Origin of the sequence: Ensifer sp. ENS11 (assembly GCF_014851895.1) — a bacterium.
GTDB classification, from domain to species: domain Bacteria; phylum Pseudomonadota; class Alphaproteobacteria; order Rhizobiales; family Rhizobiaceae; genus Ensifer; species Ensifer canadensis.
On record NZ_JACVAN010000002.1, the window covers coordinates 136,954 to 155,410 of the forward strand.

Below are 18,457 nucleotides of genomic sequence, written 5' to 3' on the forward strand. Positions count from 1 at the left end.
CAAAACAAGGGGGTTCTGCGGGATGGCGATGACAGGCGCATGACAGTCCCGCGCCTTTGTTGTGCAGCGTTGTCTTACGCGGTCGCGCGCTCGCGTTTCATCTCGTTGCGCATGATGAAAAGCGAGGCGCCGAGGATCAGGACCGCCCCCAGCCACAGATAGCCGCTCGGCGCATAACCGAAGACGAGCCAGCCGGCGAGAACGTTGAGCGGTAGCTTGAGATCGTCGAAAGGCTGCACATACGCTGCGTCTGCGACGGTATAGGCAAGCGTCAACAGATACTGTGCCACCACGGTCAAAAGCCCCGCCAGCACCAATAGCGCAAGGATAGTTCCACTCGGCACGACAAACCCTGCCGACAGCGCCAGCACACCATTGATCGGCGTCAGAAGCACGAGCAACCAGACCGTCATCGTCTCAGGGCGCTCGATGCCTGTCAGGCTCTTGGTGATCAGCGACGCCGCCCCCCAGAGCAGCGCCGAGAAAACCGGCAGCAGCGCTGCCCAGGTGAAGCTTTCCGACCAGGGCTGCAGGATGATCGTGGCGCCGGCAAAGCCGACTGCCGCCGCTGCCCAGCGTGCCGGACCAACGCGTTCGCCCAGGAAGAGCCGCGCACCAAGAATGATGAAAAATGGCGATGTCATCACCAGCGCGATCGCCTGCCAGATCGGAACAGAAGCCAGGCCCGAAACCCAGGCCCCTACGCCGAGCGCCGCAAAGGCAACGCGAATGACGTGACGCCAGGGGTAATCGGTGCGCATGGCCGACAGGCCGGCGCGAAACAGGAACGGCAGGGAGAAGACGAGTGCAAATGCATATTGCCAGAAGGCAGTCGAGGTGGCGGAAAAGCCGAGTTGCATCGTCATCCATTGCGTGACGACATTCAGGAGAGCAAAGGCGACGCCGGCCAGTATCATCCAGGCCGCACCGGCCATGGCACGGGAGGTGAAAAGTGCTTGGGTCGTCTCGCTCATGTCCTTCATCCGCAAACAGGGACCTACACAAATCAGGACACATGAGCGCAGGATGCGACGACGGACCGCCCGCCCGTCGCACCCACGATCATTCTCTTTCATCCGGACTGTGACCGTCGGCTCCGGAATCGCACCGGATCTGCTAACCTTCCGACACGACAGCGCCTGAAGTGCTCGCGGGCTTGGGCCTGCTGCATAATTCCTTAAATCCAATCCGATTTAAGGAGAAAATTATGCAGCAGCTTTCAAGTGTCACAGCGTCCGTTGCGCGTCATATTTGACGCGCGGCGCTGAGCCCTTACCGCCGGTGGGGAGTTTCACCCCGCCCTGAGAACAGGGCTGAGCCGTAGACCAAAGACCGCGCTGCTGCAAGGGCAGCCGAAACGCAAAAGGGTCCGGCGTGAACCGAACCCTTCAAGACTTGGACGGCCGGCCTCGTATCCGGCCGTCAAGCAAACCTATCAGCCGTTAACGGCATCCTTCAGGCCCTTGCCGGCCGTGAACTTCGGAACGTTGCGTGCCGGGATGTCAACTTCTGCGCCCGTGGACGGGTTGCGGCCCTTGGAGGCTTCGCGACGCGAAACGGAGAAGTTGCCGAAACCGACGAGGCGAATGTCGCCACCGTCCTTAAGTTCAGCCTGGATGGTCTCGAAAACTGCATCAACTGCGGAAGATGCGTCGGTCTTGGAAAGTCCGGCCTTCTCAGCAACGGCAGACACGAGCTCATTTTTGTTCATGTTTCCACCCCTTTCAAAATGGTTCGAAACGACTGTGTTTTTAAGCCGCGGCGGCTTGCGCATCGCCCGCGTCTTGCCATTCCCAATTGCGCCTAATCCCTTGGAATGCAAGGCTTGCAGCATGCTTTTACAACAAAAAAGACCGGCCAGAGGCCGGTCTTCCTTGTTTTTCTGCCAAATGGGCCTGACGGGAACACAATTGCACCCGCCCGGTCCTGTCAATCAGTGGGCGATGGAAGCGCCCGCTTCGTCCTGCGAATCAACCGCGGCGACGGTTGCCGGCTCATTTGCCGGGTCCCATTCGATCGGCTCCGGGACGCGGACCAGAGCGTGCTCGAGCACTTCACCCATCCGCGAAACGGGGATGATCTCCAGCACGTTCTTCACGTTGTCCGGGATCTCGGCGAGATCCTTGGCGTTTTCCTCGGGGATCAGCACCTTCTTGATGCCGCCGCGAACGGCCGCCAGCAGTTTTTCCTTCAGTCCTCCGATCGGCAGCACGCGGCCGCGAAGGGTGATCTCACCCGTCATCGCCACGTCCTTGGAGATCGGAATACCGGTCATGACAGAGACGATCGCTGTTGCCATGGCAACACCGGCCGACGGGCCATCCTTGGGCGTCGCGCCTTCCGGCAAGTGCACGTGGATGTCGCGCTTGTCGAACAGCGGCGGCTCAATGCCGAAGTCGATCGCCCGCGAGCGGACATAGGATGCCGCCGCCGAAATCGATTCCTTCATCACGTCGCGCAGGTTGCCGGTGACGGTCATGCGGCCCTTGCCGGGCATCATGACGCCTTCGATCGTCAGCAGTTCGCCGCCGACCTCGGTCCAGGCAAGACCTGTGACCACACCGACCTGATCGTCGCGTTCGGCTTCGCCGTGACGATAACGCGGTACGCCAAGGTAGTCCTGGATGTTGCCGGCAGTGACTGCCACTGCCTTGGCCTTGCCCTTGATGATCTCGGTTACCGCCTTGCGGGCGAGCTTCATCAGTTCGCGCTCGAAGTTACGAACGCCGGCTTCGCGTGTGTAGGTCTGGATGATCGCCATCAGCGCACCGTCGGTGACCGAAAACTCTTTCGGCTGCAGCGCGTGATCGCGGATCGCCTTCGGCAGCAGGTGCCGCTTGGCGATTTCCAGCTTTTCCTCTTCGGTGTAGCCGGCAATACGGATCACTTCCATGCGGTCCATCAGCGGCGCCGGAATGTTCAGCGTGTTCGCCGTGGTGATGAACATCACGTTGGACAGATCGTATTCGACTTCAAGGTAGTGATCCATGAAGGTCGAGTTCTGTTCTGGATCCAGCACCTCCAGCAGAGCCGAGGACGGGTCGCCACGGAAGTCCTGGCCCATCTTGTCGATCTCGTCGAACAGGAAGAGCGGGTTGGACTTCTTCGCCTTCTTCATCGACTGGACGACCTTGCCGGGCATCGAGCCAATGTAGGTGCGGCGGTGACCGCGGATTTCGGCTTCGTCACGAACGCCACCCAGCGCCATGCGCACGTATTCGCGGCCGGTCGCCTTGGCGATCGACTTGGCAAGCGAAGTCTTGCCGACGCCCGGAGGGCCGACGAGGCACAGGATCGGGCCTTTGATCTTCGTCGAACGGGCCTGGACGGCGAGATATTCGACGATGCGCTCCTTGACCTTGTCGAGGCCGAAGTGATCGACGTTGAGCACTTCCTCGGCATGGTTCAGATCGGTCTTGATCTTGGACTTCTTGCCCCACGGCATGCCAAGCAGCCAATCCAGATAGTTGCGCACGACGGTTGCTTCCGCCGACATCGGGCTCATCTGGCGCAGCTTCTTCAGCTCGGCGTCGGCCTTTTCGCGCGCTTCCTTGGAAAGCTTGGTCTTGGCGATGCGCTCTTCGATTTCGGCCATCTCGTCGCGGCCGTCTTCACCGTCGCCGAGTTCCTTCTGGATCGCCTTCATCTGTTCGTTGAGGTAGTACTCGCGTTGGGTCTTCTCCATCTGGCGCTTGACGCGCGAACGGATACGCTTTTCCACCTGCAGGACGGAGATCTCACCTTCCATGAAGCCGAGCGCCTTTTCCAGGCGCATCTTCACGCTGGTGGTTTCCAGCATTTCCTGCTTTTCGACGATCTTGATCGATAGATGCGATGCGACGGTGTCGGCAAGCTTCGAATAATCTTCGATCTGGCTCGCGACGCCGACGACTTCCGGAGAAATCTTCTTGTTGAGTTTCACGTAGCTTTCGAATTCGGAGACGACCGAGCGGCTGAGCGCCTCGATCTCGACCGGATCTTCTTCCGGCTCGTCGAGCGCCTGTGCGGACGCTTCGTAGAATTCTTCGCGCGGCGTGTAGCTGTCGATCTTGGCGCGCGTGCGCCCTTCGACCAGCACCTTGACGGTGCCGTCGGGCAGCTTCAGGAGCTGCAGGACATTGGCAATCGTGCCCACCTGGTAGATCGCCGAGGCTTCCGGATCGTCGTCCGTCGCGTTGATCTGGGTGGCAAGCATGATCTGCTTGTCGGTCCCCATGACTTCTTCAAGCGCACGGATGGACTTTTCACGGCCGACAAAGAGCGGCACGATCATGTGCGGGAAGACTACAATGTCGCGAAGCGGCAAGACCGGATAGGTCGCGCTTTCAGTCGCCGGAGACGTTTTGCTCGTCATGTCATTTCCTTTCCGTCCCGATTTCGGGCCCGTTCCCGGGAGCCACAGCGGCACTCCCGGTTGTCATATTTTCCACATGAAAGTGGAGTGCTAGAGAGTCCTTTTCAAGGCTCGCCGCAACATCCACCATCAGTGGCCGGGTCCTTCTGACTACGCTTTATTGCTGTTGCGTACCTTGCGACGGAAAACGAGGCTTCAAGGATATGCAACGGCCGAGGCCCTCTACTGAATCGTCACATCATTGCGTTGTTAAGACACTTTAGCAACAACCGAATTGTTAAATCGTCCCCCGCGCAAGCCATCTCAACAACTAAGTGCAGGGCCATGAAAAAGCCCGCACGAGGCGGGCTTTTTCAGGTCCGATCTGTGGGCCTGCGATCAGGCCGAAACGTTCGCCTTCTCTTCCGAGCGCTCGGAATAGATGTAGAGCGGCCGCGCCGCACCCTTCACCACCTCGTCGGAGATCACGACTTCGCGAACGCCTTCGAGCGTCGGCAGCTCGAACATCGTGTCGAGCAGGATCTTTTCCATGATCGAGCGCAGGCCACGGGCGCCGGTCTTGCGCACGATGGCGCGACGGGCGATCTCGCGCAGCGCGTCCTCGTGGAAGGTCAGTTCGACGTCCTCCATCTCGAACAGCCGCTGGTACTGCTTGATCAGAGCGTTCTTCGGCTCGGACAGGATCTGGATCAGCGCGTCCTCATCGAGGTCTTCGAGCGTTGCCAGAACCGGCAGACGGCCGATGAATTCCGGGATCAGGCCGAACTTAACCAGATCTTCCGGCTCGAGTTCGCGCAGAACTTCGCCGACGCGGCGATCTTCCGGCGAGCGAACCGTCGCGCCGAAACCGATCGACGTCTTCTCGCCACGGGCGGAGATGATCTTATCGAGGCCGGCGAAGGCGCCGCCGCAGATGAACAGGATATTGGTGGTATCCACCTGCAGGAATTCCTGCTGAGGATGCTTGCGGCCACCCTGAGGCGGCACCGAAGCAACAGTGCCTTCCATGATCTTCAAGAGCGCCTGCTGCACGCCCTCACCGGAAACGTCACGGGTGATCGACGGGTTGTCGGATTTGCGCGAGATCTTGTCGACTTCGTCAATGTAGACGATGCCGCGCTGGGCGCGCTCGACATTGTAGTCGGCAGCCTGCAGCAGCTTCAGGATGATGTTTTCGACGTCTTCACCGACATAGCCGGCTTCCGTCAGCGTCGTCGCATCGGCCATCGTGAAGGGCACGTCGATGATGCGTGCAAGCGTCTGTGCGAGATAGGTCTTGCCGCAACCGGTCGGGCCGACGAGCATGATGTTCGACTTCGCCAGCTCCACATCGCTGCCCTTGGCCGCATGGGCCAGACGCTTGTAGTGGTTGTGCACGGCGACCGAAAGAATGCGCTTCGCCTGCTGCTGGCCGATGACGTACTCGTCGAGGACCTTGATGATTTCCTGGGGGGTCGGAACGCCATCGCGGGACTTGACCATCGAGGTCTTGTTCTCTTCGCGAATGATGTCCATGCAGAGCTCGACGCATTCATCGCAGATGAAGACCGTCGGTCCGGCAATCAGTTTGCGGACTTCGTGCTGGCTCTTGCCGCAAAACGAACAATAAAGCGTATTCTTCGAGTCACCGCCGTTGCTACCGCTGACCTTGCTCATTTCCATTTCCTTCCAGCACGCCGGACATCTTCGGAAAAGATATCACGGACCACTCAATTCGCCCCGCGCAAAGACCTGCGCCGCATTAAGAGGGCTTCCGGGAGTACTCACCGTATCAGGGCATTTTGCCCAAGATTCGGCCGCAACGACTCTCCCACCTAACTCTGAACCCTATGTCTTCACAGCTCAATAGAACATTAAGGGGTCATCTTAGCGGCTTTACCCCCTCGATAAAGCCCTTTCACCATTACAATTGTGTCACAATTGCATCTATCGTGACACAAAAGCGCGTTATCACGCCTGCTCTGCAGCCTCGATCGCTTCGCGCGACGTGATGACCTTGTCGATCAGACCCCAGTCGAGCGCTTCGTCGGAACTCATGAAATGGTCGCGATCGAGCGTCTGTTCAACCTCTTCGTAGGTCCGGCCGCAATGCTTGACGTAAACCTCGTTCAGGCGCCGCTTCATCTTGAGGATGTCCTTGGCGTGACGCTCGATATCAGAGGCCTGGCCCTGGAAGCCACCGGACGGCTGATGCACCATGATGCGCGAGTTCGGGGTGGCGAAACGCATGTCCTTGTGGCCGGCAGCCAGCAGGAGCGAACCCATCGAGGCGGCCTGACCGATGCACAGCGTCGAAACCGCCGGCTTGATAAACTGCATGGTGTCGTAGATCGCCATACCGGCGGTAACGACGCCACCCGGCGAATTGATGTAGAGAGCGATTTCCTTCTTCGGGTTTTCTGCCTCGAGGAAAAGAAGCTGGGCGCAGACGAGCGTTGCCATCTGATCTTCGACCGGACCGGTCAGGAAGATGATGCGCTCTTTCAGAAGGCGCGAAAAGATATCGTAGGAACGTTCGCCGCGGTTGGTCTGCTCCACAACCATCGGCACCAGCGCCATGGCGGTATCAACTGGATTTCTCATATCGAACCTTCATCAATCGGGCCCGCAATGCCTTTGCGAACCGGGAATCACAGGATTAGCCTTCTGCCCCTACATAGAGTGTCAACACCCTTCACTTCAAGTCGCCAACCTCCGATAACCTTAATCGGCGGCGCCCTTCCAGCCTAAGAACAGCGGTCCTCCACACGTGATTGCTGATAGAACATTTTTTCGCCGCCGCCTTTGCCAACGCCCTGGCTTTTGCGCTTTCCGCACAGCATTCGCCACCGCTGGGTAAACGGACGGTAAACGGCGCGCGCGCCACGGCGGACCTCAAAGCTGCGATTCGATCGGCAGGATACGGATGATCCCGGCGATAACGCGCCTCAGCAGGCTGGCGTCGGGCTCGCGCCGCAGCCGCCGCTCGGTCCCGTTGGTTCGGTCACGCCAGACGAGCCGCGCACCTTCAAGGCTTAGCCGATAACTGACGGACGGGGCCGTCTCGTCCTCAAACATCGTGGCGAGTTCGCCGGCAAGTGCTGCATCCACAAACACAACGCCCATTTCGGTGTTCAGCGATGCCGACCGCGGGTCGAAATTCATCGAACCGACGAAGCCGTTCAGACCATCGACCACAAAGGCCTTGCTGTGCAGGCTCGCATTGCGCCGGCCAAACAGCGACATACGATGACTCTCGACCGTATCGCCCTGCTCTTTCAGTTCGAAAAGCTCGACACCGGCGCGAACGAGGTTTCGACGGTACTTCACATAGCCACCATGAACGGCCGCGACGTCGGTCGCAGCCAGTGAATTTGTCAGCACCGCGACGCGGATGCCCTTTTTCACAAGCGCCGTCAGTTCGCGCGTCCCGGCCGTGCCGGGAATGAAATAGGGCGAAATGATGCGCAGATCGTTCTTTGCCGCCTGGATCAGCGGGAAGAGTTCGCGCAGCAGCCAGTTCTGCCGCTTTTGCATCAGCGCCTTCTCGGGCGGGTCGGCCTCAAGGCGAACGTTGTCGATCCAGTACAGCCTTCTCGAGCCGCTATAGAACGTCTCTTCGGCCATCGCGTCAGTCACGCGCTCCAGATAGAAACGGGCGGCAGGCGTGCGCGCATGGGCATCGAGCGCCTCCCTCAGCGCCGGCAGATATTGCTTGCGGGGGGTGCGCAGTTTGGCGATCGGCAGCACGGACGTGCTGTTCCAATAGCGATCGAACATTGCCGTTGCCTGATCGACCACCGGCCCGATCATCCAGAGATCGAGGTCACGAAAGTTTGAAAGCTCGGCCGCGTCGAAATAGGCATCGCCGATATTGCGCCCGCCGGCGATGGCCAGGCGCGCATCGGAAACCCACAGCTTGTTGTGCATGCGGCGTGTGGCGCTGAAAGCGCGGATGGCCATCTCGAAACCCCGGCGGATACGATCGGTGCGGGCACGGCTTGGATTGAAGAGCCGGACCTCAATGTTCTCGTGGGCATCAAGCGCGATGCACATCCGGTCGTGGATGCCGGCGTTGATATCATCGAGCAGCAGGCGGACGTGGACGCCGCGGTCGGCAGCCGTCAGGATTTCACGCGTGAGCAAGAGACCGGTCAAGTCATCCTTCCAGTAGTAGTATTGCAGGTCGAGGCCGCGGCCGGCCCTGCGAGCCGCATGCGCCCTGACGACGAAAGCTTCGATGTTGTCAGAGACCAGCGATATGCCGTTCTTTCCGGAACGGGTGCGAAGCAGCGGGCCTATGGCCCGATCGAGTTCGGTATCGGCGTCAGCGACAGGGAGTGCAGCAGACGGGTCTCCATGGGGACGCCGACCGAAGCGGCCATAGACATAGAAAATCGCCGCACCGAACGCGCCGCCGATGGCGACAACGGCAACAATGACAAAGGACAACATCACCTGCCCGCCAGAAAGTGTCTCAGGCCGATCCGGCCCGGCTCACTTCAATCCGTTCGTTGTTATGGTCTTCCCGCTTGCCGACCTTCAGATCGATCGATGCCTTGACCGGCAAATGATCGGAAGCGATGCGGGCCAGAGGAGAATCGTGCACTGCGACCGATGTCACCAGGCTGTGCGGGTTGCCGAGAACGCGATCGAGCGGCAACAGCGGAAAGCGAGAGGGAAAGCTCGCGACGGTCGCATGCGAGGGGTCGAAGACGGGGCTAAGGAAGGACAGCGACGACCGTTTGCCCATGCGCCACTCGTTGAGGTCGCCGATCAAAAGCGTGGGTCGTCCGCCCGCATCGGAGGCCGCCTCGATGATCGCCTCGGCCTGTTGCGCGCGGGAATGACGAAGCAATCCGAGATGGGCGGCGATCACGCGCAGCGGCCCCATCCTGAGGTCAAGATCGACAACGAGCGCTCCGCGCGGCTCGACACCCGGAAGTTTCAGTTGCTGTACGTCGGAAACCGCACCTTCACGCAGAAGCAGCACATTGCCGTGCCAGCCATGCCCCTTGGTGGAGAAGCCCGAGATCGGAACGGATACGAGATGCGCTTCGCGCCGCAGATGTTCCAGATCGAGGAGCCCTGCCCGCTCACCGAACCGCTGGTCGGCTTCCTGAAGGGCGACGATATCGGCGCCGAGTTCGCCGATCACTTGGGCCGTGCGGCCCGGATCAAAGCGGCCATCGGTGCCGACACATTTGTGGATGTTGTAGGAAGCGATGACGATATCACCGCGGTTGACCGCCGCCTCACGGCTGACGACGGTGGGTCGCCGCTTGCGGATTGCCGCTACGATGCCCGCCGATAGACTGGTCTGGTTTTTTGCCATGCCGCTCCCTGCTTGCTGCCGCATCATGCGCAAATAGGTCGCCGGACGCCACTGAAAAAGGCTCCAGACCAAAACTTGTTCCGTTCGAAATGGCGGCAGTGGCGCTTTTTCGAACTGCTCCACAGTCATCGGCGCCGCTCAGACCTCAAGGCACAGGTAGACTGTTTCCCGCATTTTTGAGGGCTGGAGAATGACGGCCGGCCGCCGGGCCACCCGCCGTTGCGCAAACGCGACCTTCAATCCGCCGGACCGGCAAAGAGGATCAGATTGCCGTCGGGATCAAGGACGATGAAGTTCCGCGCACCCCAAGGCTCGGTCCGCAATGTTTGGTGAAAACGCACGCCGGCGGCCTGATAGTCGAGGAACAGGCGCTTGAGCTCATCCGATGTGGCGACGGTCAAGGAGGCGGAAAGCAGATGCTCCCGCTCTCTGATGTCGCCGACGAAGACAGGCTCGCAGACCAGGCGCAATGCGAGCAGCGCATTGTCGCGTTTCACCTGGCCATAGAAGGGTGGATCGCCGTAGACGAAGTCGACGGCAAAACCGAGTTTGTCGGTGACGAAGTCGCAAGACGCCTTGATATCGGCGACGAACAATTGTGCCGAAGTCGATTGCAGAACAGGGCGCGGTGCTGCTTGTTTTGCTTGCATGCGACCAGTTCCTGGGCGTCGGCGAGCTTGAAGTCTGCCTTCAATATTTCCCGATCATCCAGGTCGGGCCTGCTTCTTGAGGTTTTCGAGGTTCGGCATGGGCGCAACTAAGGTCTATCTACCGTAGGTGGGCGTTGCCCTTTCGACCTTGCACCGATGCGCCCTACGCAGCGTCAGAACATTGACTCGCGGTGAGCTATCTTGTCAACGCGCTGATACCGCAAGCCGATGACCCGTTGCGACAACCACTCAGTCGCGCTGTCGATCGGTCAGGGCTCTGCAACTTGTACTCTTGCGGGGCGAACCCGGTCGCCCTTAGAAATAGCTGTCGCACCCGCCTTGCAAAGAGCCAGATCATGCCGCCCAAGCCCGCCATCATCATCGACAGCGCCAAGCGAAGCGTTTCGATCGACGTGCACGACCCGGATTTCTACCGTGCGCCACTGTCGGCTTACGCGGAAATTCACGCCCATTGCCCGGCATTTTACTGGAGCGAGCGCGAACAATGGTATTTCGCGGGCTACGACCAGGTGAACGCGTTGCTACGCGACCGGCGTTTTGGCCGGCAGATCCTACACGTGGCGACACGCGAAGAACTCGGCATGCCGGCACCGAAGCCGCATCTGAAGGATTTCGACGCACTTGAGGAGCATTCGCTACTGGAGCTCGAACCGCCGACCCACACCAGGCTTCGCACCCTCGTCAACCGCGCCTTCGTCTCCCGGCAGATCGAACAGTTGCGGCCGGACATCGAACGGCTTTCGCATACGATCATCGACGGTTTCGAGCAGGACGGCGAAGTCGAGCTACTGAAGACCTATGCCGAAACGATCCCGGTCACGATCATCGCCAGGATGCTCGGCATTCCCGTCGACGCCGCGCCAAACCTGCTCGATTGGTCGCATCGCATGGTGAGAATGTACGTCTTCAATCGGAGCCACGAGACCGAGTTCGACGCCAACCAGGCCTCCGCCGACTTCGCCGACTACCTCAAGACCATCATCGCCGAGAAGCGCCGCAAGCCGGCCGACGATCTGCTGACACATATGATCACGTCGGAGAAAGATGGAGAGCGATTGTCCGAGGCAGAGCTGGTTTCGACGGCCGCCCTGCTTCTCAACGCCGGCCACGAGGCGACCGTCCATCAGATCGGCAACGCGGTCAGAACGATCCTGCAGTCGGACCACGCGCCGGGAGATCTGTTCGCAACGGAGGCGACGACCGATCTTGCGATCGAGGAGTGCCTCCGATTTGCCGCACCGCTGCATATCTTTCAACGCTATGCGCTGTCGGATATCGAACTCGACGAAGGGATTGCGCTTCGCAAGGGCGACAAGATCGGCCTGCTTCTTGGTGCCGCCAATGTCGATCCGCGGAAGTTCAGCGACCCTGACCGCTTCAAGCCTGCGCGCGACGAGGGCGTCAACGTCTCGTTCGGTGCGGGCCTGCACTTCTGCATCGGAGCGCCGCTCGCCCGGCTCGAACTCAAGCTGTCGCTGCCGATCCTGTTCCAGCGCTTGCCCGGGATGCGGCTGAAACACCCGCCGGAAGTGAAGGACAGTTTCCATTTCCATGGCCTGGAGCGGCTCGATCTCGTTTGGTGAAGGGACACCCCTGCCCGGTCTGCGCAAAGCAAACGGCTTCGACGCAACCGCCGAAGCCGTTTGATCCCAATTGCAGAGGCGAATGCGTTGGGGTTTAGACGGCGGCGGCCGTCTGTTCGACACCGTAGCGCGCCGCCGGCCTGTCATGCGAAAGATTGGGCGACAGCACCATGCGCGCCTTTGTGAAGGCGTGCCAGTCGGCAGCGTCGGGCAACGATGGAATGGTGACCAGTTCTCCCTGGTCGAAACCGGCAAGTGCCGCGTCGACGAGATCGGTGACGTCCATCACCATCGAAGGGTCGAGCCGGTCGATCGAGCCGCCGGCCCGGTCAAAGATCTCGGTGCGGGTCAGCCCGGGCAGCACCGCCTGAACCCTGACGCCCTTGTCTGCCGCTTCCACGTTGATCGATTGCGTCAGGTTAAGCACAAACGCCTTGGAGGCATTGTATGTGCCGTTGAACCGCTCGGGCACCAGCGCGACGACGGAGGCGATGTTGATGATCGCTCCCTTGCCGCGCATCGCGAATGTCTGGGCGGCGGCAATCGCCAACCGGTTCACGGCGACGACGTTCAGCTCGATCATGGCTTCGAGATAGTCCAGGTCATCAGTGAGCAGCGGTCCCTTCGGACCGATCCCCGCGTTGTTGACAAGGAGTTCGATTGCCTCGTCTTCGCGCAGGCGCTTCTCGACCAGCCTTACGTCATCCCGTAGCGTCAAGTCCGCCTTGAGCACGTCGACCGTCACACCGTATTGCGCCGACAGCTTGGCGGCAAGATCGGAGAGACGCTTTTTATCGCGTGCCACCAGAACCAGGTCATGGCCGCGTTGCGCCAAGCGGTCCGCATAGGTCGCGCCGATGCCCGACGACGCGCCCGTCACCAGCGCCTTACCCCTTTTCTCCACTGCACGCATTGTCGGTTTCCTTGTTCGGATTTCAATCTAGTGGTATATGCCACTAAATATACAGCAAACTGGACGCTGCGCAAGAGTGGCGCTACCAAAGTCGAAAATGGGCGCCGCAGCTCCCGACGGAGGAAACGATGGACGACACGCCGAAGGGAATCTGGGACTTCTGCACCAACAGTGCGCTGAAGCGCGCCTCGCGACAGTTAGGACAGCTCTATGAGGATGTGCTCGCACCAAGCGGATTGCGCGGCACGCAGTATTCGCTGCTGAGCCAGATCGCCCATAGCAAGAATGCGTCGCTGCGCACGCTCGCGGATCTGTTGGTGATGGACCTGTCGGCGCTTGGTCACACGCTGAAGCCACTCATCCGCGACGGCTATGTCGAGCTTGTGCCCGACGCGTCGGACCGGCGAGTGAAGCGCGTTCAGCTGACGCCCTTCGGCGCCAAGAAGCAGCGGGAGACGACGGATCTCTGGCGCAAGGCGCAGGCGCGCTTCGACAATGCTCTCGGTAAACAGGAGGCCGAAGCCTTGCGGCGGGCGCTGAACGGAATCTCGGAAGCCTCGTTTGCCGAAGCGTTCACCCGGGCATCGGACGGTACCGAGCCGGGCGCAAAGGGATAACGGGTCGATCAGAGGCGGATGACGTAATCCTTGCGGGTCGTCTCGATGACCTCCCACGTTCCCTTGAAACCGGGCTGGAGGATCATGCTGTCGCCGGCGCGCAGGTGCACCACTGCGCCGCCGTCGTCGGTGACGACCGAGTAGCCCGACAGGATATGGAAGTACTCCCATTCGTCATAGGCGATGCGCCACTTTCCGGGCGTGGATTCCCAGACGCCGGCATAAATCCCGCCATCGGCCTCCTCGACGTTCCAGGTGCGGAACCGAGGCGTGCCGGAAATCAGCCGATCGGCCGCAGGCCCGCCGACTTCGGGCTCGATCGCCGCCAAGTCGAATTTCTGCATCTTCACCATCACGCACCAACTCCATAAGGGGACGGAAGGTCCGTCCCCTCTTTTTCATATCAATATCAGATCTTTGCGAGCGACTGCTCGAGATCGGCGATGATGTCGGAAACGTCTTCGATACCGACAGACAGGCGCACGACATCGGGACCTGCCCCCGCCGCAACCAGCTGCTCCGGGGTCAGCTGACGATGGGTGGTCGAGGCCGGGTGAATGACGAGCGAACGGGTATCACCGATATTGGCAAGGTGAGAGAACATCTCGAGCCCCTCGACGAAGCGCTTTCCTGCCTCGTAGCCGTCCTTGAGACCGAAGGTGAAGACGGCGCCGGCACCCTTCGGTGCATAGCGCTTTTGCAGCGCATTGTTCGGATCGTCCTCAAGCCCGGCATAGTTGACCCAGGACACCTTGTCGTGGCCCTTCAGCCACTTGGCAACGGCGAGCGCATTGTCGCAATGGCGCTGCATGCGCAGCGGCAGCGTCTCGACGCCAGTCAGGATCATGAAGGCGTTGAACGGCGAAATCGCCGGCCCGAAGTCGCGAAGCCCGAGAACGCGAGCAGCAATCGCAAAGGCGAAATTGCCAAAGGCCTGATGCAGCACGACGCCTGCATATTCCGGGCGCGGCTCCGACAGCATTGGGTACTTGCCGGACTTCGACCAGTCGAAGGTGCCGCCATCGACGATGACGCCGCCCATCGAATTACCATGACCGCCGATGAACTTGGTGAGCGAATGCACGACGATATCCGCACCGTGCTCCAGCGGACGCAGCAGGTAGGGTGTCGCCATCGTGTTGTCGACGATCAGCGGCAGGCCATGCTTGTGTGCGACCTCGGCAATCGCGGCGATATCGACGAAGGTACCACCCGGATTGGCGAGACTTTCGATGAAGATCGCCTTGGTGCGCGCATCGATCTTCGCCTCAAAGCTCGAAGGATCGCCCGGATCCGCCCAACGAACCTGCCAATCGAAGGACTTGAAGGCATGGCCGAACTGATTGACCGAGCCACCGTAAAGACGGTTGGCGGCGACGAAATTGTCACCCGGGCTCATGATCGTGTGGAATACGAGAAGCTGGGCCGCATGCCCGGAAGCAACCGCCAGCGCCGCAGTGCCGCCTTCCAATGCGGCGAGGCGCTCTTCCAGCACCGCCTGCGTCGGGTTCATGATGCGGGTGTAGATATTGCCGAACTGCTGGAGGCCGAAGAGTGCTGCCGCATGGTCGGTGTCGTTGAAGACGAAGCTGGTCGTCTGGTAGATCGGCGTCGCCCGGGCGCCCGTCGTCGGATCTGGTTGCGCTCCGGCGTGGATTGCGAGCGTGCTGAAACCAGGATTGTCTTTCGTCATTCGTCCCTCCCATGACCGCGCCGCACCTCCCATGGAGGCGCCAAACGCACCCTATCCCTTTGATTCCAGGCATCGTGCGCGTCGAAGAACAGCTTCGATTTCGGCTTCATGCGCTGGAGCGGCGGCACTATCCCAGAGCCGCCACGCGTGGTCAAAGAAAGATTTTTTCAAAACTGACGGTTGCACGAAACATCGCTGTGGCCGATGCCGTGTCAGCCGATCAGACGCGGATACTCCATCGCCGGACAGCGATCCATGACGACCTTGATACCGGCGGCCTCCGCCTTGGCAGCAGCGGCGTCGTGCCTCACCGACAGTTGGCCCCAGATCGCCTTCGGCAAGGTCTCGAGCGCCAGGATCTCGTCGACGAGCGCCGGCAGTGCATGGGCCGCGCGAAAGACGTCGACCATGTCGATCGGCTCCTTGACGTCGGTGAGCCTGCCGACGACGGGCTGATCGAGGATCGTCTTGCCGACATGACCCGGATTGATGGGGATGACGCGATAGCCCTTGCGCAACAGGAAGGCCATGACCCGATGGCTCGGCCGCTCGGCGTTCGGCGATGCACCGACGAGGGCGATCGTCTTTGTCGAACGCAGGATGTCGGCGAGGTAATAATCCGGGTAGGCGTCGTGGTTCATGTTCTGATCCGAACTCATCTGTTATACGCGTGTATAGTTCGCACGGTGGCGGCGGGTGTCAATCGAGCGCCCGATGGCGGCGGCGGAACGGCTGTAGCGCCGCACAGGCATCCTCCCGCCAATTTCCGGTTGCTTTTCCCGTACAGTGGCGCGACAACGCTGGCAACGGCCTGCCCCATTCTCCACTGAGGTTTCACCTTGCCCCTTGATGTCATTGCGCTCGTCCTCTTCGGGGCGCTGTTGCACGCGACCTGGAATGCGCTGGTCAAGGCGGGCTCGGAGAAATCGCTCGATGCGGCAATGATCGCACTCGGCGCGGCAGTCGTGGCCATTCCTTTCCTGCCGTTCCTGCCATTGCCGCAGCCGGAAGCCTGGCCGTTCATCCTGGTTTCGGCGCTTTTCCAGTTTGCCTATTTCCAGCTGGTCGCTGCCTCCTACCGTGCCGGCGATATCGGGCTAGTCTATCCCCTGATGCGCGGCGTCGCGCCACTGATCGTCGCCTCCACCAGCAGCGTCATCATCGGCGAGCAGCTGACAACCGGCGCCATGGCGGGTGTGTTGACCATCAGCGTCGGCGTGCTGACGCTCGCCTTCGAATCGCGAAAAGGCGGCAAACACGCGATCATCCTGGCGCTACTCAATGCCTGCGTGATTGCATGCTATACCTTTGTCGACGGCATCGGCGCGCGGGTGTCGGGCAACGCGATCTCCTACACTTTGTGGATGGCGCTGCTTCCGCCGGTGTTGCTGTTTACCTGGGCCTTTGCCCGGCGGGGCATCAAGCCGGTCGCCCGCCACGTCTACAAGAACTGGTGGCGCGGCCTCATCGGCGGCGCCGGCTCCATTGGCGCCTACGGCCTGGCACTGTGGGCGATGACGAAGGCGCCGGTCGCGACCGTCGCAGCGCTGCGCGAGACCGCGATCCTGTTCGCTGTCGTTATCTCCGTGGTGTTTCTGAAGGAGCGCGTCAGCATCTGGCGCATCGCCGCCGCCTGCGTAATCGCGCTTGGCGCCCTGCTCCTGAAACTGGCCTGACCGCTATTCCCAATCCCAATTATTCCCTATCCCACTCCGGCATCCGCTTGCCGAGGAAGGCGCCGATGCCGTTCTCGGCGTCGCCTGCCAGCATATTTTCGACCATGACGCCGACCGCATAATCGTAAGCCTCGGGAAGGCTCATTTCCGCCTGGCGATAGAACGCTTCCTTGCCGATCTTCAGCGCCTGCGGCGATTTCGAAGCAATGACGGCTGCATATTTGTCGACGACCTGGCGAAGATATTGCTGGGGCACGATGCGATTGACCAGGCCGAAATCCTTGGCGGTCGATGCATCGATGGTCTCGCCTGTCAGAAGCATTTCCATCGCCTGCTTGCGATGTGCTGCCCGCGACAGCGCCACCATCGGCGTCGAGCAGAACAGGCCGATATTGACGCCCGGCGTGCAGAAGGTGGAGCTGTCGGTGCAGATCGCCAGATCACAGCTGGCAACAAGCTGGCAACCGGCTGCCGTCGCCAGGCCGTCGAACTCGGCGATGACCGCCTGGGGCAGCCGCGTGATCTTGATCATCAAATCTGCAGCAAGGCGGATCGTCGTTTCGAAGAAGGCCCTGCCCCCGTCGGCATCGGCCCGATGTGCCGTCATTTCCTTGAGGTCGTGGCCCGCGGAGAACAGCTTGCCGGATGCCGCCAGCACGACAACTCTGATGTCCTTGGAATGGGCAACGGCATCGAGCGCCGTATGCAACGCCTCCATCAGCTCGATCGAAAGCACATTGGCTGGCGGGTTGTTGAGCGTCAGCCGAAGCACCGGTCCCGAAAGCTCGCGCACCAGCAATGCACTCGGCTCTTCCTTCCGAAATGAAACAACGTCCGCCATGCTTTTCTCCTGCTGTCCTGTCTATCCCCGTAAATGGGCATCCGTGGTACGCCGCCTCCTGCAACCTTTCAAGTCAGTGGTAGCTGTCGCGACTTAGACCTTTTTCCGCCTTGCGCAAAAACGCATGTCGGCTTCACTAAGTGTCGATGTTAGCGCAAAGGAATACCTGCCGATGAAGATCCAGCCCATCATGACGGTCGAGGAGCTGAACCGGTTTCTCGACACGGACTTTCCTCAGGTCCACACGGACGGCAAAGTGTTCCATGTCACCGAGGCCGGCCCCGGATTTGCGACGATGCGACTCGATCCGAACGAGCGTCATATCCGGCCGGGCGGCACCGTATCGGGCCCGACACTTTTCGCGCTTGCGGACGTTTCGGCTTATATCGCGCTGATCGCCCATATCGGACCTGTGGCGCTTGCCGTCACCACCAATCTCAACATCAATTTCCTGCGCAAGCCGGAGCCGCGGCCGCTCGAATGCACCTGCCGCATCCTCAAGCTCGGTAAGCGATTGGCCGTTCTTGACGCCGCTATCGCAATGGTCAGCAGCGACGATCTCGTGGCGCATGCGACAGCGACCTATTCGATTCCGCCTCAGTAAATTGAGGTATCAATGTACCACATTGCTAAGTCGTTGTTTTCGCAATACTTTATTTCAACCTTGCAAAATTCACGTTGTTGACGCCGGTTTAGGGCTTGGGTATAAGCACCCTCAGATCGCGGTCCCTCTCGGGCCGCTTTCTTCTTTTGGCTGAGTTTCAGTCAAAACCAAGCAACAAGAAACGCCCAGCG

The 18,457-nt window shown here is 60.5% G+C and carries 16 protein-coding genes, 1 pseudogene and 1 riboswitch; of the genes and pseudogenes, 4 read left to right on the plus strand and 13 right to left on the minus strand.

Annotated features, from left to right (window positions below; genetic code table 11):
• Positions 1 to 74: 74 nt before the first annotated feature.
• From IB264_RS04745 to IB264_RS04780, 8 genes and pseudogenes are all read right to left on the minus strand, one after another.
• Positions 75 to 983 (minus strand): DMT family transporter, encoded by a 909-nt coding sequence (locus IB264_RS04745; RefSeq protein WP_375154956.1) that lies wholly within the window; start codon positions 981 to 983, stop codon positions 75 to 77.
• 77 nt (positions 984 to 1,060) lie between these two features.
• A riboswitch (FMN riboswitch) is annotated at positions 1,061 to 1,313 on the minus strand.
• A 122-nt stretch (positions 1,314 to 1,435) separates the two neighbouring features.
• Positions 1,436 to 1,711: a DNA-binding protein HupB gene (gene hupB, locus IB264_RS04750; RefSeq protein ID WP_025426572.1), complete on the minus strand. Its 276-nt coding sequence runs from the start codon at positions 1,709 to 1,711 to the stop codon at positions 1,436 to 1,438.
• A 222-nt stretch (positions 1,712 to 1,933) separates the two neighbouring features.
• The gene (lon, locus tag IB264_RS04755; RefSeq protein WP_025426571.1) at positions 1,934 to 4,354 is read right to left on the minus strand and encodes an endopeptidase La; all 2,421 of its coding nucleotides are present in this window, start codon (positions 4,352 to 4,354) and stop codon (positions 1,934 to 1,936) included.
• Positions 4,355 to 4,732: 378 nt separating this feature from the next.
• A complete protein-coding gene (clpX, locus tag IB264_RS04760) occupies positions 4,733 to 6,010 on the minus strand; it encodes an ATP-dependent Clp protease ATP-binding subunit ClpX (protein ID WP_025426570.1) in 1,278 nt (425 codons plus the stop codon).
• 294 nt (positions 6,011 to 6,304) lie between these two features.
• Complete coding sequence (gene clpP, locus IB264_RS04765; protein WP_025426569.1) at positions 6,305 to 6,937, minus strand: ATP-dependent Clp endopeptidase proteolytic subunit ClpP; 633 nt, start codon at positions 6,935 to 6,937, stop codon at positions 6,305 to 6,307.
• Positions 6,938 to 7,228: 291 nt separating this feature from the next.
• Positions 7,229 to 8,788 (minus strand): phospholipase D family protein, encoded by a 1,560-nt coding sequence (locus IB264_RS04770; protein WP_025426568.1) that lies wholly within the window; start codon positions 8,786 to 8,788, stop codon positions 7,229 to 7,231.
• A 22-nt stretch (positions 8,789 to 8,810) separates the two neighbouring features.
• The gene (locus tag IB264_RS04775) at positions 8,811 to 9,668 is read right to left on the minus strand and encodes an endonuclease/exonuclease/phosphatase family protein (RefSeq protein ID WP_025426567.1); all 858 of its coding nucleotides are present in this window, start codon (positions 9,666 to 9,668) and stop codon (positions 8,811 to 8,813) included.
• Between the two features lie 236 nt (positions 9,669 to 9,904).
• Positions 9,905 to 10,417: pseudogene (locus tag IB264_RS04780) on the minus strand (VOC family protein).
• A gap of 257 nt (positions 10,418 to 10,674) precedes the next feature.
• Between IB264_RS04780 and IB264_RS04785 the strand changes: the two are divergent.
• Positions 10,675 to 11,922 (plus strand): cytochrome P450, encoded by a 1,248-nt coding sequence (locus IB264_RS04785; RefSeq protein WP_025426566.1) that lies wholly within the window; start codon positions 10,675 to 10,677, stop codon positions 11,920 to 11,922.
• A gap of 94 nt (positions 11,923 to 12,016) precedes the next feature.
• Here the strand turns inward: IB264_RS04785 and IB264_RS04790 are convergent, their stop codons facing one another.
• Complete coding sequence (locus IB264_RS04790; RefSeq protein WP_025426565.1) at positions 12,017 to 12,835, minus strand: SDR family oxidoreductase; 819 nt, start codon at positions 12,833 to 12,835, stop codon at positions 12,017 to 12,019.
• A 128-nt stretch (positions 12,836 to 12,963) separates the two neighbouring features.
• Here IB264_RS04790 and IB264_RS04795 point away from each other — a divergent pair, with 128 nt between their 5' ends.
• The gene (locus IB264_RS04795; protein ID WP_025426564.1) at positions 12,964 to 13,452 is read left to right on the plus strand and encodes a MarR family winged helix-turn-helix transcriptional regulator; all 489 of its coding nucleotides are present in this window, start codon (positions 12,964 to 12,966) and stop codon (positions 13,450 to 13,452) included.
• Between the two features lie 8 nt (positions 13,453 to 13,460).
• Here the strand turns inward: IB264_RS04795 and IB264_RS04800 are convergent, their stop codons facing one another.
• The 3 genes from IB264_RS04800 to IB264_RS04810 all read right to left on the minus strand — a co-directional run bounded on the left by IB264_RS04800 (position 13,461) and on the right by IB264_RS04810 (position 15,786).
• Positions 13,461 to 13,805 carry a cupin domain-containing protein gene (locus IB264_RS04800; RefSeq protein ID WP_025426563.1) on the minus strand — a complete coding sequence of 115 codons (345 nt, stop codon included), beginning with the start codon at positions 13,803 to 13,805 and terminating at the stop codon, positions 13,461 to 13,463.
• 56 nt (positions 13,806 to 13,861) lie between these two features.
• The gene (locus tag IB264_RS04805; protein WP_025426562.1) at positions 13,862 to 15,145 is read right to left on the minus strand and encodes an O-acetylhomoserine aminocarboxypropyltransferase; all 1,284 of its coding nucleotides are present in this window, start codon (positions 15,143 to 15,145) and stop codon (positions 13,862 to 13,864) included.
• Positions 15,146 to 15,357: 212 nt separating this feature from the next.
• On the minus strand, positions 15,358 to 15,786 hold the full coding sequence (locus IB264_RS04810) for a CoA-binding protein (protein ID WP_025426561.1): 429 nt from the start codon (positions 15,784 to 15,786) through the stop codon (positions 15,358 to 15,360).
• Between the two features lie 198 nt (positions 15,787 to 15,984).
• On the opposite strand from IB264_RS04810, the gene IB264_RS04815 reads away from it, so the two are divergent.
• Positions 15,985 to 16,821, plus strand: coding sequence for an EamA family transporter (locus IB264_RS04815; protein WP_025426560.1), 837 nt, complete (start codon positions 15,985 to 15,987; stop codon positions 16,819 to 16,821).
• Positions 16,822 to 16,840: 19 nt separating this feature from the next.
• Here the strand turns inward: IB264_RS04815 and IB264_RS04820 are convergent, their stop codons facing one another.
• The gene (locus IB264_RS04820) at positions 16,841 to 17,662 is read right to left on the minus strand and encodes an enoyl-CoA hydratase (RefSeq protein ID WP_025426559.1); all 822 of its coding nucleotides are present in this window, start codon (positions 17,660 to 17,662) and stop codon (positions 16,841 to 16,843) included.
• A gap of 172 nt (positions 17,663 to 17,834) precedes the next feature.
• Here IB264_RS04820 and IB264_RS04825 point away from each other — a divergent pair, with 172 nt between their 5' ends.
• A complete protein-coding gene (locus IB264_RS04825) occupies positions 17,835 to 18,266 on the plus strand; it encodes a PaaI family thioesterase (RefSeq protein WP_025426558.1) in 432 nt (143 codons plus the stop codon).
• Positions 18,267 to 18,457: the final 191 nt, after the last annotated feature.

Bases quoted from the DNA above. Each gene is read 5' to 3' on its own strand.
- IB264_RS04745 (WP_375154956.1), bottom strand. From the start codon at position 983: ATGAAGGACATGAGCGAGACGACCCAAGCACTTTTCACCTCCCGTGCC.
- hupB (WP_025426572.1), bottom strand. From the start codon at position 1,711: ATGAACAAAAATGAGCTCGTGTCTGCCGTTGCTGAGAAGGCCGGACTT.
- lon (WP_025426571.1), bottom strand. From the start codon at position 4,354: ATGACGAGCAAAACGTCTCCGGCGACTGAAAGCGCGACCTATCCGGTC.
- clpX (WP_025426570.1), bottom strand. From the start codon at position 6,010: ATGAGCAAGGTCAGCGGTAGCAACGGCGGTGACTCGAAGAATACGCTT.
- clpP (WP_025426569.1), bottom strand. From the start codon at position 6,937: ATGAGAAATCCAGTTGATACCGCCATGGCGCTGGTGCCGATGGTTGTG.
- IB264_RS04770 (WP_025426568.1), bottom strand. From the start codon at position 8,788: ATGTTGTCCTTTGTCATTGTTGCCGTTGTCGCCATCGGCGGCGCGTTC.
- IB264_RS04775 (WP_025426567.1), bottom strand. From the start codon at position 9,668: ATGGCAAAAAACCAGACCAGTCTATCGGCGGGCATCGTAGCGGCAATC.
- IB264_RS04785 (WP_025426566.1), top strand. From the start codon at position 10,675: ATGCCGCCCAAGCCCGCCATCATCATCGACAGCGCCAAGCGAAGCGTT.
- IB264_RS04790 (WP_025426565.1), bottom strand. From the start codon at position 12,835: ATGCGTGCAGTGGAGAAAAGGGGTAAGGCGCTGGTGACGGGCGCGTCG.
- IB264_RS04795 (WP_025426564.1), top strand. From the start codon at position 12,964: ATGGACGACACGCCGAAGGGAATCTGGGACTTCTGCACCAACAGTGCG.
- IB264_RS04800 (WP_025426563.1), bottom strand. From the start codon at position 13,805: ATGGTGAAGATGCAGAAATTCGACTTGGCGGCGATCGAGCCCGAAGTC.
- IB264_RS04805 (WP_025426562.1), bottom strand. From the start codon at position 15,145: ATGACGAAAGACAATCCTGGTTTCAGCACGCTCGCAATCCACGCCGGA.
- IB264_RS04810 (WP_025426561.1), bottom strand. From the start codon at position 15,786: ATGAACCACGACGCCTACCCGGATTATTACCTCGCCGACATCCTGCGT.
- IB264_RS04820 (WP_025426559.1), bottom strand. From the start codon at position 17,662: ATGGCGGACGTTGTTTCATTTCGGAAGGAAGAGCCGAGTGCATTGCTG.
- IB264_RS04825 (WP_025426558.1), top strand. From the start codon at position 17,835: ATGAAGATCCAGCCCATCATGACGGTCGAGGAGCTGAACCGGTTTCTC.